Below are 13,980 nucleotides of genomic sequence, written 5' to 3' on the forward strand. Positions count from 1 at the left end.
ACCGGCACCTTTTCGGGCGCTTGACAGCAAGTCGCGTATGACGCACGTTGTTGCCGAAGACGCAACTTCGCCCGGAGGGATCCCGCGATGGCCGCACCGCCCCGGGTGGTCGTCCTCGGCGCCGGCCTCGTCGGCTGCGCGCTCGCCGACGAGCTGACCGAGCGCGGCTGGACCGACGTCACCGTGCTGGGCGGCGGCGAGGCACCCGGCGCACCCGGGCTCGTGTTCCGGACGGACGCGGACCGCACGCTGACGGAGTTCGCGAAGTACACCGTCGCGAAGTACAGCGGCCTCACGGTCGACGGGCGGTGGTGCTTCAACCCGGTGGGCAGCCTGGAGGTCGCGACGACACCCGAGCGGCTCGAGGACCTGAAGCGGCGGTACGGCTGGGCGACGTCGTGGGGTGTGCGGGGCTTCCTCCGCACGCCCCACGAATGCGCGGACCTGCACCCCCTGCTCGACGAAACCCGGGTCCTGGGCGGGTTCCACGTCCCGGGTGACGGGCTCGTGGACCCGCGCACCGCGGCCGAGGCGCAGGCCCGGCGGGCCGCCGGGCGGGGCGCGAAGTTCCTCGACGAGGACGTCGTGGCGATCGACCGGGCCGGCGGCCGCGTCACCGGCGTCGTCACGGCGTCGAGGCGGCTGCGCGCCGACGTCGTCGTGTCGTGCGCCGGAGCCGGCGGGCTCGCCGGCCTGGCGGTGCCGCACACACCGCTGCCCCACCGGTACGCGCAGACGTCGCCGCTGGCCGAGCTGGCCGGGGACAACGACGACCACGCGCAGGCGGGCAAACCCGTGCTGCGCCACCACGACCGCGCGCTGTACGTCCGCGAGCACGTCGACCGGCTCGGCGTCGGGGCCCTCGACGTCGGCTCGGAGGATTTCGACGCGGCGTGGGAGGCGGCGGCCGCCCTGCTGCCCGCGCTGCGCGACGCCAAGGCCGAGACCGTGACGACCGTGGTGCTCCCGGGCACCCCGGACGGCCGGCCGCTGCTGGGTGAGCACCCGGACCTCGAGGGTTTCTGGGTGGCCGAGGCCGTCCGGCACGAGCACTCCGCCGGGGTCGCGCGCGAGCTGGCGCGCTGGCTCGTCGACGGGCAGCCGTCGCTCGCCGTGCACGGCTGCGACCTGGCCCGGTTCGACCGCGTTTCCGCGCGGGGACGCCCTTGCGCGGAGGTCCACGAGATCGTCCACCCGCTGGCGCCCCGCGGACAGCCGCTGCGGAACGGGCCCTTTTTCGAGCAGCAGACGGCACTCGGCGCGTACTTCCTGCCGTCGGACGGCTGGGCGCGGCCGCAGTGGTACCGGGCCAACGAGAGCCTGGCCGCGACGCCGGCCCGCGACGGCTGGGCCGCGCGGCACTGGTCGCCGATCGGCACCGCGGAGGCGCTCGCGGCCCGCGAGCGCGTCGCGATGTTCGACCTGACCGCCGAGTCGCGCCTGGCCGTCACCGGCCCGGGCGCGCTGCCGTTCCTGCAGGCCATGACGACGAACGACCTGGCGAAGCCGCCGGGTGCGGTCACCCGCACGCTGCTGCTCGGCGAGAACGGCGGGGTGCGCGGCGCGCTGACCGTGGCCCGGCTGGGCGACGAGCGGTTCCACGTCGGCGCCGGCAGCCGGCTGGACTTCGACTGGCTGCGGCGCCACCTGCCGGGCGACGGCGCGGTGCAGGTCCACGAGACCACGCCTGGCACGTGCTGCCTCGGCGTCTGGGGACCGCTGGCCGAAGACGTCCTACCGGAACTGTCCACAACGGACTGTTCGGCCGAGGAGACGTATGCCGGCGACGTCCCGGTCGTCGCGCTGCGACTGTCCACTGTGGGCGTTCCCGGCTGGGAACTCCACACCACAGCGGATCTGGGGCGCCGGTTGTGGAACACCCTGCAAACCCGAGGGATCACCGCCGCCGGGCACCAGGCCTACACGAGCCTGCGTGTCGACGCCGGGGTCCGCGTGCCGGGCGTCGACGTCACCACCGAGCACGATCCGTACGAAGCCGGGCTCGGGTCCCTCGTCCGGCCGGACAAGGGTTACTTCCTCGGCCGCGACGCCCTCACCGGCCGTTGCGACGCCCTCACCGGCCGCCGGCTGACCCGGCTGAACGTCGACGGCGTCGTGCTGGGCAAGGAACCCGTGTACGTCGGCGGGCGCGCGGCCGGGAACGTCACGAGTGCCGCCGACGAGGTGGCTTACGCCTGGCTGCCGGTCGAGTACGGCGTGCCGGGGACCGCGGTGGAGATCGAGTACTTCGGCAGGCGGGTCCCGGGGAGGGTCGTATGACGCACTACGACGTGATCGTGCTCGGCCTCGGCGGGATGGGCAGCGCCGCCGCCTACCGGCTGGCGCAGCGCGGGCAGCGGGTGCTCGGGCTCGACCAGTTCGCGCCCGTGCACAACCGCGGGTCGAGCCACGGCGGTTCGCGGATCACGCGCCAGGCCTACCTCGAAGGCCCCGAGTACGTCCCGCTGCTGCTGCGCGCGCACGAACTGTGGGACGGCCTGGAGCGCGACAGCGGACGCCGGCTGTTCACCCGCTGCGGCGGGCTCATGGTCGGCACGGCGGACTCCCGGACGATCACCGGCAGCGTGGCGTCCGCGGAGGCGTTCGGCATCCCGCACGAGCTGCTCGACGCCCGCGAGCTGCGCCGCCGGTTCCCGACGACCTCGCCGGCACCGGACGAAGTCGCGCTCCACGAACCGGGTGCCGGGCTGGTGTCGCCCGAGGGCAGCGTCGCCGCGCACCTGCAGCTCGCCGCGCGGTGCGGCGCCGAACTGCACCACGAGGAGAAGGTGTTCACCTGGAGCACCATGGCCGGTGGCGTGCGCGTCGGGACGTCGCACGACTACTACACGGCCGACCGGCTGGTGCTGTGCCCCGGCGCGTGGGCCGCCGAGCTGCTGGGTGATCTCGGCGTCGAGTTCACCGTGCGGCGGCAGGTGCAGTTCTGGTTCGCGCCGTCGGGCGGGGTCGAGCCGTTCCGACGGCACCCGGTCTACATCTGGGAAGGCGACGGCTACACGTTCTACGGCTTCCCGGCGCACAACGCGCCCGGTGACGGCGTGAAGGTCGCGTTCCACAGCGGCGGCCGGACGTGCGCGCCCGACGGCGTCGACCGGACGGTGTCCGACGAGGAGGTCCACGAGATCGCCACGGTCGTCAAGCGCCACCTGCCGACCCTGCCCGGCGGATTCCTGCGTGCGGTGACCTGCATGTACACCGACACGGCGGACGAGAGCTTCGTGCTCGCCCCGCACCCGGCCGAAGAACGGGTCGTGCTGGCGTGCGGGTTCTCCGGCCACGGCTTCAAGTTCGCGCCCGTGGTCGGCGAGATCGTCGCGGACCTGGTGGTCGACGGCGCCACCCCGCACCCGATCGCCCAGTTCGACCCGGCGCGGCTGCTTTAACCCAGGAGCGTCGCGGCGAGCGATTCCAGGTCGACACCCGCGACACCGTCCAGGACGTGCCACGGCGCGAGCCAGCCCGTGGCGGCCAGCTCGTCGTACACCGCCGCGCAGCGCCGCTGCAGGCCGTCGTCGGTCTCGAACGCGTCGCGCTCGCGGTCGGTCTCGGCCGCCGCCCGGCGTTCGGCGCGCTCCGCCGCGACCGACGCGGCGACCCGCAGCAGCAGGTGCGCGTCAGGACGGGGCAGGCCGAAGCGATCGACTTCCAGCTCCCACACCCACTTCACGACCTCGCCGGCCGCGTCCTGGCGCAGGCGCGCGGCCGCGTAGGCGGCGTTGGAGGCGACGTAGCGGTCGAGCAGGACGACGTCGTGCGCGTCACGCAGGGCGCGGATCTCCTCGGCGGCGCCGCTGCGGTCCAGCGCGTAGAGCACGGCCATGCCGTAGACCGAGTCGGCGAGGTCGCCGTGGCCGCGGTGCAGCGCCTCCTTGACGAGGTCCGCGTGCACGCTCTCGCCGTAACGCGGAAAAGCCAGCTTCGCCACGCTCGCGCCCTTCGCGCGCAACGCGTTCGTCAGCCCTTCGGTCAGCGTGCGCTTGCCCGCCCCGTCGAGCCCTTCGATGACCACGAGTCGCCCCATGCGCCACACAGTAACGGTGGTGGACCGGCGGGCTCGGTGGAAGGGATCGACGCCGAGCCCGCCGGCACGTCTAGGCGGTCGTCCGCCGCAGGTGCAGCACGTAGTAACCCGCGCCGCTGACCAGCAGGACGCCGGCCAGGATCAGCAGCGGGACCCAGCCCGTGTCGTTGCTGGAGGGCGCCGGGCCGCCGTCGCCGCGGGGCATGACCGACCCGGTCGCGCCGTAACCGCCGGCCTCGCCGTCGCGGTCGTAGGCCGAGCCGGGGAGCTTGTCGGCGTACTTCCCCTGGACCGTCCGCTGGTAGTCGGCGACGGTCACCGAAGCACCGCCGGCGAGCGGGGTGACGCGCCCGTCGCCGACCGCGTACCAGGCGTCGACCTGCGGCTCGTGCAGCAACTGGGCACCGGCGGGCAGCTTGCGGGCGTAGGCCGTCTCGACGTCCCCCGAGGCGATGTTGCCGACCTGCCAGGCGCCGTCGTCACCACGGACCGACCAGAGCGTCGCGGTCCGGCCGTCGGAGGCTTGGACGGGCACGGCGAAGTAGGAGAATTCGCCCGGTGCCGCGCCCGGCTTGCCGACGACGAAGTCCGCGGACAGGTCGTAGACGGGGTAGGCCTCCGGCGCGATCCGCACGGACACCGGCGCCGACGACGCGCCCGGCGCCTGGGCGAAGAACTTGACCAGCGTGTCCTGGAGCTCGGGCGTGGCGGCCGCGCTCCGGGCCGCCACGGCGTCGGCGCTGCTGATGCCGGCGGCCTGGGCCGCGCCTGACACCGGTGCCGTCATCAGCAGCGCCGCGCCGGTCAGCACGGCGAGGGCCAGCACTCGCCTGCTCATCGGGAGACCCCCGTGAGCGTGTGCGTCCAGGTGAAGGACGAGTTCCGCGTGTAGTAGCCGTAGGTCGACCAGTTGTAGCGCCTGGCCGGGCCCGGGTCTCCCCAGTACACCCAGTCGCCGCTGGTGTCGTAGCCGTAGAGGACGTGCGTGTGGCCGCCGCCCGAGCGGTAGCCGACGCGGGTCTCGACCGGCCGGTTCGCCGCGGTCTGCGTCCGGATCGAGGCGTAGGTGATCCGGCTGTCGAGGTAGCGGCCGGGTGAGGTGAAGCCGAGCCGGGCGAAGGCGCGCTGCGGGTCGGCGAGCGTGCCCGGCAGGTTCGCGCAGTCGGTCCCGGCCGTGTTGTGAGCAAGCTGACAGAAGCGCGTCTGGCTGACGGTGACGCCGTGGTAGGCCGCGATGGTGTTGCCCGACGCCGCCCAGCACCACTGGTTCCGCTGCTGGGCCTGCATCGAGATCGGGTTCCGGAAGCTCGACGGCACGCCGGGCGCGGCTCCGGCGGTGGAAGCGGCCGGCGCGACCAGGCACAACATCAGGCTCACGGCCAGTACGGCGTGGACCCTGCTCGACTTCACCAGCACGGACGGCCTCCTGCTCGAACGTGGGCGAACCAGCGGTGGTCACAACGGTGAACAACCCGGTCACCCGGAGCAAGAACGCCATCTGGAGGAACGGACCGTTCCGGGGGACAGCCGGAACGCGGAACAGTCAGCATCACGTGGCCAACCACCCTGAACGGGGGTCGGCACGTCCCACCTACGCTGCTAACGTGAACGTTCCGCGGTGTTCACGCCCAGCGCACACACTGGTCGGGTGAAGGGACGAGCGGTGGTACAAGACGGGAACCTCCCACTGATCATCGATGGCGCCCGCGCGACGCGGGCATCGGTCGCCGAACTGCCGAAAGAGCTGACAGAAGCGCTCCGGACAGGCGAGTTCCACCACGCCCTGAGACTGGCGATCGCCTACCGCGGCCTCTCGCTCGCGCGGCTTCGCGCGCACCTGGCCCTGCGCGGCGTCCAAATCGGACAGTCGACGCTGAGTTACTGGCAACGCGGGCTCCGGCAGCCCGAGGTGCCCAAGGCGCTCCCGGCGGTCCGGGCCCTGGAATCGGTCCTCCAGCTGCCCGCGGACGCCCTGGTGGTGCTGATCGGACCGCGACTGGTCCGCCGCGGGCACCAGCCGGCGGCGTCGTTCCACGACCTGCGTTCCGGTGACATGGGGTCGATCGTCGAGGACCTGCTCGCCGAGCTCGGCGCGTACCCGTCGTCGAACCACTACAACGCCGACCTCGAGCTGCTTTCGGTGCACGACACGATCACGTTCGACGCCGAGCACCGTCAGGTCAGCCTGCGCACCCGGCTGGTGACGCGAGCCCGGCGGCACGGCCCGGACCGCTACCTGACGGTGTACAACGGCGACCCGGGCTGCCGCATCGACGACGTCGAGCTGATCACCGACGAGGGCTGCCGGATCGGCCGGATGCGCCGCAACCCCGACGCGGACACGATGGCGACGGAGCTGCTGTTCGACCGCAAGCTCGCCGAGGGCGACATCCACGTGTTCTGCTACGAGGTCCGCGACGACTCCGGCTCGGCGTCCCCGGGGTACTACCGGATGCTGCGCGACCGCTGCGCGAGCTACCTCGTGCAGCTCCGCTTCGACCGCAACGCGCTCCCGGCCCGCTGCACCCGCCAGGTCCGCGCCCGCGACGACGCCCTGCCGGTGGTGGCGGAGGAACTGGCGTGCGACATGGGCGGCGTGAGCAGCGCCTTCTTCAACGACGCCGGACCCGGCCTGGCCGGGGTCGCCGTGGAGTGGAACTGACGGCGACCCCGGCGGGACGACGGGCCGGTGCTCAGAGCACCTCGAACCCGTTGGCCTTGGCGGCTTCCGCCTGGCGGTCGTCCCTGGTCACGAAGGTGACCGGCTCGCCACCGGTCAGCTCGGCGGTGTCGTGCATCGCGACCGCGATGTGGATCGCGTCGAGGGTGCGAAGCGGGTAGTTGTCCATCACCAGCCGTCGAGCCGCCGCGATGATCCGCGGCGGCGCCAGCGGGATCACCCCGAGGACCGATCGCGAATCCTGGTCGAACTGGTGCAGGAACTCCTTGGCGTCCGGGATGCGACCGGTCCGCTTGGCCGCGGTGACCGCGCTCGCGAACTCCAGCCGGGTCAGCTCACTGGTGAGGACCAAATGCCCGCCGTCGATCAGCAGCTTCCGCAGCTCGACGTGATCGGCTTCGTCGGTGAGGTAGGCCCCGACCACCGCACTGGTATCGGCGTAAAGCACGGTCACCATTCCCCCCTCGTCCAGTCGAGCGCCTCGCTGACGGCGGTACCCCAGCCACGCGAGAGTTCCTCCAGCTTGTCGTGCCCCGGTGCCTCGCCCTCTGGCTCGAAGGCGAGCAGCTTGCCTTCGGCGACGAGCCGCTCCCTCCGCTCAAGCGGGCTTTCGGCCTGCGCCACCACACCCTGCAGGGCCTCGGTGACCAAGTCGTTCATGCTGCGCCCCTCGGCCTCGGCTCTCGCCTTCAGCCGGGCGTGCAGCTCGTCGTCGATCCGGGTGATCAGTTGCTTCACCCCACCATGATAGCGCATCACCCATTCGTGCTATCACTGTTCCAGCGGCGAAACAGAAAGGCCGCCCCGGACACGTCCGGGGCGACCTGACCTGCAAGAACGAAAACTCAGTAGCGGTAGTGGTCCGCCTTGAACGGGCCTTCGACGTCCACGTCGATGTACTCGGCCTGCTCCTTGGTGAGCTTGGTCAGCTCGCCGCCCAGCGCGTCGAGGTGGATCTTCGCGACCTTCTCGTCGAGCTTCTTCGGGAGGCGGAAGACCTCGTTGTCGTACTCCTCGTGCTTGGTGAACAGCTCGACCTGCGCGATCACCTGGTTGGAGAAGCTGTTCGACATCACGAACGACGGGTGGCCGGTCGCGTTGCCCAGGTTCAGCAGGCGGCCCTCGGACAGCACGATGATCGTGTTGCCGTTCGGGAAGATCCACTCGTCGACCTGCGGCTTGATGTTGATGCGCTTGATGCCCGGGTAGCGCTGCAGGCCGGCCATGTCGAGCTCGTTGTCGAAGTGGCCGATGTTGCCCAGGATCGCCTGGTGCTTCATCTTCGCCATGTCCTCGACCAGCACGACGTCCTTGTTGCCGGTCGTCGTGATCACGATGTCGGCCTCGGGCAGCGCGTTCTTCAGCGTGCGGACCTGGTAGCCGTCCATCGCCGCCTGCAGCGCGCAGATCGGGTCGATCTCGGTGACGATCACGCGGGCGCCCTGGCCGCGCAGCGACTCCGCCGCGCCCTTGCCGACGTCACCGTACCCGCAGACGACCGCGACCTTGCCGCCGATGAGGACGTCGGTGCCGCGGTTGATGCCGTCGATCAGGGAGTGGCGGATGCCGTAACGGTTGTCGAACTTCGACTTCGTCACCGCGTCGTTGACGTTGATCGCCGGGAACAGCAGCTCACCGGCCGCGGCCAGCTGGTACAGCCGCAGCACGCCGGTGGTGGTCTCCTCGGTGACGCCGCGGATGCCCTCGCCGATCTTCGTCCACTTGCCGGTGTCCGAAGCGACCGAAGCGCGCAGCAGCTCGAGGAACACGCGGAACTCGTCCGAGGTGTTCTCGTCCGGGGTCGGCACGACGCCCGACTTCTCGAACTCGGTGCCCTTGTGGACCAGCATGGTGGCGTCGCCGCCGTCGTCGAGGATCATGTTGGGACCCTCGCCGTCCCAGGTGAGCATCCGCTCGGTGCACCACCAGTACTCCTCGAGCGACTCGCCCTTCCACGCGAAGACCGGGACGCCCTTGGGCTCCTCGGTGCTCCCGTGCGGGCCGACGACGACCGCGGCCGCCGCGTGGTCCTGCGTCGAGAAGATGTTGCACGACGCCCAGCGCACCTCCGCACCCAGCGAGACGAGCGTCTCGATGAGCACGGCCGTCTGGACGGTCATGTGCAGGGAACCGGAGACCCGGGCCCCGCGCAGGGGGTAGACCTCCGCGTATTCGCGCCGCAGGGCCATCAGTCCCGGCATCTCGTGCTCGGCGAGGCGGATCTCCTTGCGGCCGAATTCGGCGGCCTCGAGGTCGGCGACGGCGAACTCGATGCCGTTGCGGGTCTCGTGCCGCTTGGCAACGCTTTCGGGGGTCATAGTGGCGATTCCTCCAAGGCTCGATGACTTCCGAACACTACCGTTGTCCGCTCGACCTTCCCTAGAAGCGCAGGAGGCCCTCACCGTGCCCATGCCCGGCCCGGACACCCGCGTCGTCGAAATCCGCGTCGCCGGGCTGGTCGGCACCAGCGGCGAGACGCTGCTCGACGCCGTCTCGACCGTCGACGTCGCCGGCGACGGCCTGGGCCGCGTGATCCGCCCGGCCGACCGGCTGCGGCGGCCCGCGCCGGGTCCGGTGCTGCCGGCGCTCGGCCGGTCGATCCCGCGGACCCTCGAAGGCTACCTCTGGCACGGCATGACGTCCGGGGGTGCCGCGAAGGCCACCTGGGCGCTGCTGTTCCCGTTTTCGCTGGCCAACGTCGCCTTCTGGATGCTGCCGCCGGTACCGCCGGACCGCCGCCTCCCCCGGGTCCTCGGCGCGGTGTGCCGCGGCCTGCTGCGGGTCGCGGCCCTGCTGCTGACCATGCTGCTGATGGGGCAGCTCGCGGCGATCGCGCTCGACCTGTTCGCCGCGCAGTGCCTCGCGCCCGGCTCGGGCTGCCTCCCGTCGATCCCCGACGGCCTCCGCACGGGGCCGGCGCGGGTCACGGTCGGCGTCCTGCCGCTGCTGCTGGTGATCTTCGTGCTGCACCGGATCTCCTCGGCGAGCTGGGCGGTGCACGCCGAGAGCGACCGGGCCGAAGGGCCGCTGCGGATGCGCACCGGTTCCGGGACGCCGTCCCTGCGCGGCCTGCACACCGTCGCCGCGCTCGCGGCGGTCGCGCTGCTGCTGCTCGGCGGGCCGTTCCGGGTGCCGGGGGCCGTGTTCGACCTGGTCGTGTGGATCGCCACGCTGGCGTTGGTGCTCGCCGCGGTCGTCGCCGCGGCGATCGGCACGGACGCCGGCCGGATCGCCCGCCGCGGGCTGATCGGGTTCGCCGCGCTGCTGGTCGTCGCAGCCGCGGTGCGCCTGCGCCCCGGCCCGGGCCGGCTGCCGGGCACCAACGGCGTCGTCGAAGGGCTCGGTGCGTCGCTGGTCGCGGTCACCGTGCTGTTCGCGCTGTTCCTGGCCCCGGCCGCATTGCTGGCCCGGCCCGGCTGGAAGCACAAGCCGCGCCGGCTGCGGCCGTGGGCGGGCGGCTGGGCGGCCGCGCCCGTGCTCGCGCTCGCCGGGCTGCTCGGCGGCGGGTTCGGCGCCGGCCTCGCCGAAGCCGTCCGGCGGCTGTCCGGTGCCGACCACCTGCAGGTACCCGACACGTATCTGCTGGTCACGGTGTTGTGGGGCGCCGGGCTGGCGCTGGCCGCGGTGCTGTCCCTGCTGGGTTTCGCGGTCGCCGTCCCGCTCCGGCGGCTGCGCCGGGGCGTTCCGGCGATCGTCGGGCTGATGGAGCACGACGAGCAGCAGGAGGCCAAGGCCGCGGCGGCGTGGGCCCGGTCGGCGTGGGAACGGCGGCACCTGCACCACCTGGCCCTCACGGTCGCGTCGGCGATGTCGGCGGGCGGGGCGGCGCTGCTGGTGCTGCGGTTCGGCTTCGGGCTGGTCCCCGGCTGGTTCGGGCCGCTGTCCGCGATCGGTGTCTTCGCGCTCGGCGCGCTGGCCGCGGGGTTACTGCGGGTGGTCTACACGGCAGCGCGCACCCCGCAGCGCAGCCGGCACCTCGGCGCGCTCGCCGACCTCGTCTGCTTCTGGCCGCGGGCGGCGCACCCGACCGTGCCGCCGTGTTACGCGCTGAAGGTCGTCCCCGAACTGACCGCGCGGGTCCGCGAGCACCTCGCCGAGCCGGGGACGCGGGTGGTGCTGTCCGGGTACAGCCTCGGCAGCCTGCTGACGGTCATGGCCGCCGCGCGGCTCTCGGCCGAGCTGCCGAAGGCGGACCTCGAGCGCGTCGGCGTGCTGACCGCCGGGTCACCCCTGCAGTGGGGCTACCAGCGGGCGTTCCCCGCGCTGCTGCCCCAGGAATCGCTGGAGCAGCTCTTCGAGAGCCTCGACGGCCGGTGGCGGGCGTTGTGCCGGGGCACGGACATCTTCGGCGGCGGCGTGACGACGTGGCGGCACGAGGTCTCCGACCGGCAGCTCTACGGCGTCGGGTTCCTGCCCGAAGGCGGCTGCGGCCCGCTGAAGGCGAAGGCCGACGAGAACGGCGTCCTGATCCTCGGTGGCGACCACTGGCTGCCGGACCCGCTGCGCGGCCCGACCGGCCGGCACCGCTGGGCGCCGGGGGTGCTCAGGCACCAGGACTACGTCGTCGACGCGGAGTGGGACCACGCCGTGGCGATGGCGGCCGGGCTGGGCAAGCCGTCCGGCGGCGAACAGGGCCTGCTCTTCGGGGACTTCCCGGGAAAAGCGTGAGGGGCACCTTCAAGGACTTGAAGTCCTTCAAGGTGCCCCTCAAGAGCGCTTCGAGCTAGCTCAGCTTCACTCGGAAGCCTTGCGGCGGAACTTCAGCAGCGCGAGCAGGCCGCCACCGCCGAGCAGCAGCAGCGCGGCGATCCACACCAGCCACATGTTGTCGAAACCGGTGTTGGCCAGGCCGCCACCGGTGCCCGACTCGTTGCCCGCCGGCACCGGGGCCGCGGACGTGGTGCTGGTCGGCTTCACGGTCTCCGACGGCGCCGTGGTGCTCGCGGTCGGCTTCGAGGTCTCGGTCGGCTTGGTCGTCGGCGCGGTCTCGGTCGGCTTGGTGGTCGTCTTGGTGCCGCAGACGAACCACTTGTCGATCGTGGTTTCCTTCTGCTTGCTGGTCAGCGTCGGCTTCAGGTCCTTCCAGGGAGCCTTCGGCGACAGCTGCTTCTTGCCGGGGATGTACTCGTTGAACCCGTCGTCACCACCGATGACGACGATGCGGGTCACGGTCACGCCCTCGTGGACCTTCGAGATGGTCAGGGTCTTCTGGCCGACGCCACCGGTGAAGTCGACGTCGTCCTGGGTGACCTTGTCCTGGTTCTCCGCGCACTTCGAGTGGCTGCGGTCCGGGATCGGGTTCGACCGGTCGTCAGGGCTCCAGCAGGCCAGCGCGGAACCGGCGGTGCCGATGAGGGCGGCGGTGGTGAGGGCGATGATCGCGGCCGAGCCGCGAAGGGTACGACTACGCATTCAGAACTCCTGTGCCAGGCGGGGAGACACCTTGAAATCTGTGATCGCGGCACCACTAAGCGTGCGAATCGCACTGTTGTAATTCACCCGTCAGTGGCACACGAAGGATCGAAAGGTATCGCACGTCACTCGACCCGCTACACCGGGTCCCCTTTTAGGCACGATGGGCAAGATCGTCTCGCGATGCCCGTTCCGCGAAGCTGCAAAAAAGACCCGCCGACCTGCGGAAAGCAGGCCGGCGGGGCTTACACGATCGAGTGGGTGACCTCACTCCTTGGGCGTTTTGACCGTATCTTCCAGTTCGCCCGACTGGCGCTTGCCGAGCAGCGAGTGCCGGCGGCTGTAGGCGAAGTAGAGGACCACACCGATCACCATCCACACGATGAACCGCAGCCAGGTCAGCACGGTCAGGTTCAGCATCAGCCAGAGGCAGGCCAGGATGGCCAGAATCGGGATGAGCGGCACCAGCGGCACCTTGAACGCCCGGGGCAGGTCCGGGCGCGTCCGGCGCAGGATCAGGACGCCCGCCGAGACCAGCACGAACGCGAAGAGCGTGCCGACGTTGACCATCTCTTCGAGCTTGTCGGCCGGGAAGAACGTCGCCGCGAGGGCGACCAGGCCGCCGACGATGAGCGTGGCGCGCTTCGGGGTGCCGTTCTCGCCGGTCTTGGCCAGGCCGCGCGGCATCAGGCCGTCGCGGGACATGGCGTAGATGATCCGGACCTGGCCGAGCATCAGGACCATGACGACGGTGGTCAGGCCGGCCAGCGCGCCGAAGGAGATGAGGTTGGCCGCCCAGTCGACGCCGTTGGCGGAGAACGCCGTGGCGAGCGTCTTGTGGCTGCCGTCGCCCGCCGAGGTGGCCAGGTCCTTGTAGGACGTCATGCCGACGACCACGAGCGAGACCGCGACGTAGAGCACGGTGACGATGATCAGCGAGCCGAAGATGCCGCGCGGCACGGACTTCTGCGGGTTCTTCGTCTCCTCGGCGGTGGTCGCCACGATGTCGAAGCCGATGAACGCGAAGAACACCAGCGAAGCACCGGCCAGCAGCCCGAAGACGCCGTACGAGCTGCTCGCGCCGCCCGCGATCAGCGAGAAGAGCGACTGGTCGACACCGGTCTCACCGGCGCCGCCGGTGGAGCCCGGCGGGATGTACGGCGAGTAGTTGGCGCCCTTGATGTAGAAGATGCCGAGGATGATCACGAACAGCACCACGGCGACCTTGATGCCGGTGATCACCATCGAGACCCGCGACGAAAGCTTGGTGCCGACGGCCAGCAGCGTCGTCAGGATCGCCACGACGACCAGCGCGCCCCAGTCGACCGTGACGCTGCCGATGTCGAACGTCGTCTTGGCGCCCTTGCCGAACAGGTAGCCCAGCACCGTTTCCAGGTACACCGACCAGCCCTTGGACACGGCGGCGGCGCCGACGGCGAGCTCGAGGATCAGGTCCCAGCCGATGATCCACGCCATGAACTCGCCGAAGGTGGCGTAGGAGAACGTGTACGCGCTGCCCGCGACCGGCACGGTCGAGGCGAACTCGGCGTAGCAGAGCGCCGCCAGCGCACACGCGATCGCGGCGAACACGAACGCGAGCGAGACCGACGGGCCGGCGTAGTCACCGGCCGCGCGCGCGGTGAGCGTGAAGATGCCCGCGCCGATGACGACCGCGACGCCGAAGACCGTGAGGTCCCAGGCGCTCAGGTTGCGCCGGAGCTTGGTATCCGGCTCGTCAGTGTCCGAAATGGACTGCTCGATGGATTTGGTGCGCCACAATCCCGTTCCGGGCACGGTTGACCTCCTGCGGCTGGCCTGCGAATTTCGCCGGAAGTCACCCTAACGG

Annotated in this window: 12 protein-coding genes; 4 read left to right on the forward strand and 8 right to left on the reverse strand. The window is 71.3% G+C overall.

The genetic code is table 11. From position 1 onward, the window contains the following. Positions 1-87 precede the first annotated feature (87 nt). The gene (locus ACGFMK_RS37795) at positions 88-2,280 is read left to right on the forward strand and encodes an FAD-dependent oxidoreductase (protein ID WP_392773800.1); all 2,193 of its coding nucleotides are present in this window, start codon (positions 88-90) and stop codon (positions 2,278-2,280) included. Next, positions 2,277-3,404, forward strand: coding sequence for an N-methyl-L-tryptophan oxidase (gene solA / locus ACGFMK_RS37800; protein WP_392773802.1), 1,128 nt, complete (start codon positions 2,277-2,279; stop codon positions 3,402-3,404). The genes ACGFMK_RS37795 and solA overlap by 4 nt, the downstream gene beginning before the upstream one ends. Here the strand turns inward: solA and ACGFMK_RS37805 are convergent. The 3 genes from ACGFMK_RS37805 to ACGFMK_RS37815 all read right to left on the reverse strand — a co-directional run bounded on the left by ACGFMK_RS37805 (position 3,401) and on the right by ACGFMK_RS37815 (position 5,458). Further along, the gene (locus ACGFMK_RS37805; protein ID WP_392773804.1) at positions 3,401-4,042 is read right to left on the reverse strand and encodes a dTMP kinase; all 642 of its coding nucleotides are present in this window, start codon (positions 4,040-4,042) and stop codon (positions 3,401-3,403) included. The two genes, solA and ACGFMK_RS37805, sit on opposite strands and share 4 nt — an antisense overlap. A 70-nt stretch (positions 4,043-4,112) precedes the next feature. Then, positions 4,113-4,880 carry a hypothetical protein gene (locus ACGFMK_RS37810; RefSeq protein ID WP_392773805.1) on the reverse strand — a complete coding sequence of 256 codons (768 nt, stop codon included), beginning with the start codon at positions 4,878-4,880 and terminating at the stop codon, positions 4,113-4,115. Continuing rightward, positions 4,877-5,458: a papain-like cysteine protease family protein gene (locus ACGFMK_RS37815; RefSeq protein WP_392773807.1), complete on the reverse strand. Its 582-nt coding sequence runs from the start codon at positions 5,456-5,458 to the stop codon at positions 4,877-4,879. Before ACGFMK_RS37815 ends, ACGFMK_RS37810 begins: the two co-directional genes overlap by 4 nt. 247 nt (positions 5,459-5,705) lie before the next feature. On the opposite strand from ACGFMK_RS37815, the gene ACGFMK_RS37820 reads away from it, so the two are divergent. Next, positions 5,706-6,704, forward strand: a complete 999-nt coding sequence (locus ACGFMK_RS37820) for a hypothetical protein (protein WP_392773833.1) — start codon at positions 5,706-5,708, stop codon at positions 6,702-6,704. Positions 6,705-6,735: 31 nt separating this feature from the next. On the opposite strand, the gene ACGFMK_RS37825 is transcribed toward ACGFMK_RS37820, so the two are convergent. The 3 genes from ACGFMK_RS37825 to ahcY form a co-directional block, all read right to left on the reverse strand. Continuing rightward, the gene (locus ACGFMK_RS37825) at positions 6,736-7,179 is read right to left on the reverse strand and encodes a type II toxin-antitoxin system VapC family toxin (protein WP_392773808.1); all 444 of its coding nucleotides are present in this window, start codon (positions 7,177-7,179) and stop codon (positions 6,736-6,738) included. Next, complete coding sequence (locus tag ACGFMK_RS37830) at positions 7,173-7,460, reverse strand: toxin-antitoxin system HicB family antitoxin (RefSeq protein ID WP_392773809.1); 288 nt, start codon at positions 7,458-7,460, stop codon at positions 7,173-7,175. The genes ACGFMK_RS37825 and ACGFMK_RS37830 overlap by 7 nt, the downstream gene beginning before the upstream one ends. 107 nt (positions 7,461-7,567) lie before the next feature. Further along, positions 7,568-9,040 carry an adenosylhomocysteinase gene (ahcY, locus tag ACGFMK_RS37835; RefSeq protein WP_323323293.1) on the reverse strand — a complete coding sequence of 491 codons (1,473 nt, stop codon included), beginning with the start codon at positions 9,038-9,040 and terminating at the stop codon, positions 7,568-7,570. 91 nt (positions 9,041-9,131) lie between these two features. Here ahcY and ACGFMK_RS37840 point away from each other — a divergent pair, with 91 nt between their 5' ends. Then, the gene (locus tag ACGFMK_RS37840) at positions 9,132-11,390 is read left to right on the forward strand and encodes a hypothetical protein (RefSeq protein ID WP_392773835.1); all 2,259 of its coding nucleotides are present in this window, start codon (positions 9,132-9,134) and stop codon (positions 11,388-11,390) included. 66 nt (positions 11,391-11,456) lie between these two features. Here the strand turns inward: ACGFMK_RS37840 and ACGFMK_RS37845 are convergent, their stop codons facing one another. Both ACGFMK_RS37845 and ACGFMK_RS37850 read right to left on the reverse strand, forming a co-directional pair. After that, positions 11,457-12,134, reverse strand: a complete 678-nt coding sequence (locus ACGFMK_RS37845; protein ID WP_392773811.1) for an LPXTG cell wall anchor domain-containing protein — start codon at positions 12,132-12,134, stop codon at positions 11,457-11,459. A gap of 267 nt (positions 12,135-12,401) precedes the next feature. After that, positions 12,402-13,928, reverse strand: coding sequence for an amino acid permease (locus ACGFMK_RS37850; RefSeq protein ID WP_392773813.1), 1,527 nt, complete (start codon positions 13,926-13,928; stop codon positions 12,402-12,404). Positions 13,929-13,980: the final 52 nt, after the last annotated feature.

Source organism: Amycolatopsis sp. NPDC049252, from assembly GCF_043197175.1.
Classification (GTDB): domain Bacteria; phylum Actinomycetota; class Actinomycetes; order Mycobacteriales; family Pseudonocardiaceae; genus Amycolatopsis.

What these genes read in the sequence shown, in the direction of transcription:
- ahcY (WP_323323293.1), bottom strand. Translation starts at nt 9,040, where the DNA reads ATGACCCCCGAAAGCGTTGCCAAGCGGCACGAGACCCGCAACGGCATC.
- ACGFMK_RS37810 (WP_392773805.1), bottom strand. Translation starts at nt 4,880, where the DNA reads ATGAGCAGGCGAGTGCTGGCCCTCGCCGTGCTGACCGGCGCGGCGCTG.
- solA (WP_392773802.1), top strand. Translation starts at nt 2,277, where the DNA reads ATGACGCACTACGACGTGATCGTGCTCGGCCTCGGCGGGATGGGCAGC.
- ACGFMK_RS37795 (WP_392773800.1), top strand. Translation starts at nt 88, where the DNA reads ATGGCCGCACCGCCCCGGGTGGTCGTCCTCGGCGCCGGCCTCGTCGGC.
- ACGFMK_RS37805 (WP_392773804.1), bottom strand. Translation starts at nt 4,042, where the DNA reads ATGGGGCGACTCGTGGTCATCGAAGGGCTCGACGGGGCGGGCAAGCGC.
- ACGFMK_RS37825 (WP_392773808.1), bottom strand. Translation starts at nt 7,179, where the DNA reads ATGGTGACCGTGCTTTACGCCGATACCAGTGCGGTGGTCGGGGCCTAC.
- ACGFMK_RS37840 (WP_392773835.1), top strand. Translation starts at nt 9,132, where the DNA reads ATGCCCGGCCCGGACACCCGCGTCGTCGAAATCCGCGTCGCCGGGCTG.
- ACGFMK_RS37845 (WP_392773811.1), bottom strand. Translation starts at nt 12,134, where the DNA reads ATGCGTAGTCGTACCCTTCGCGGCTCGGCCGCGATCATCGCCCTCACC.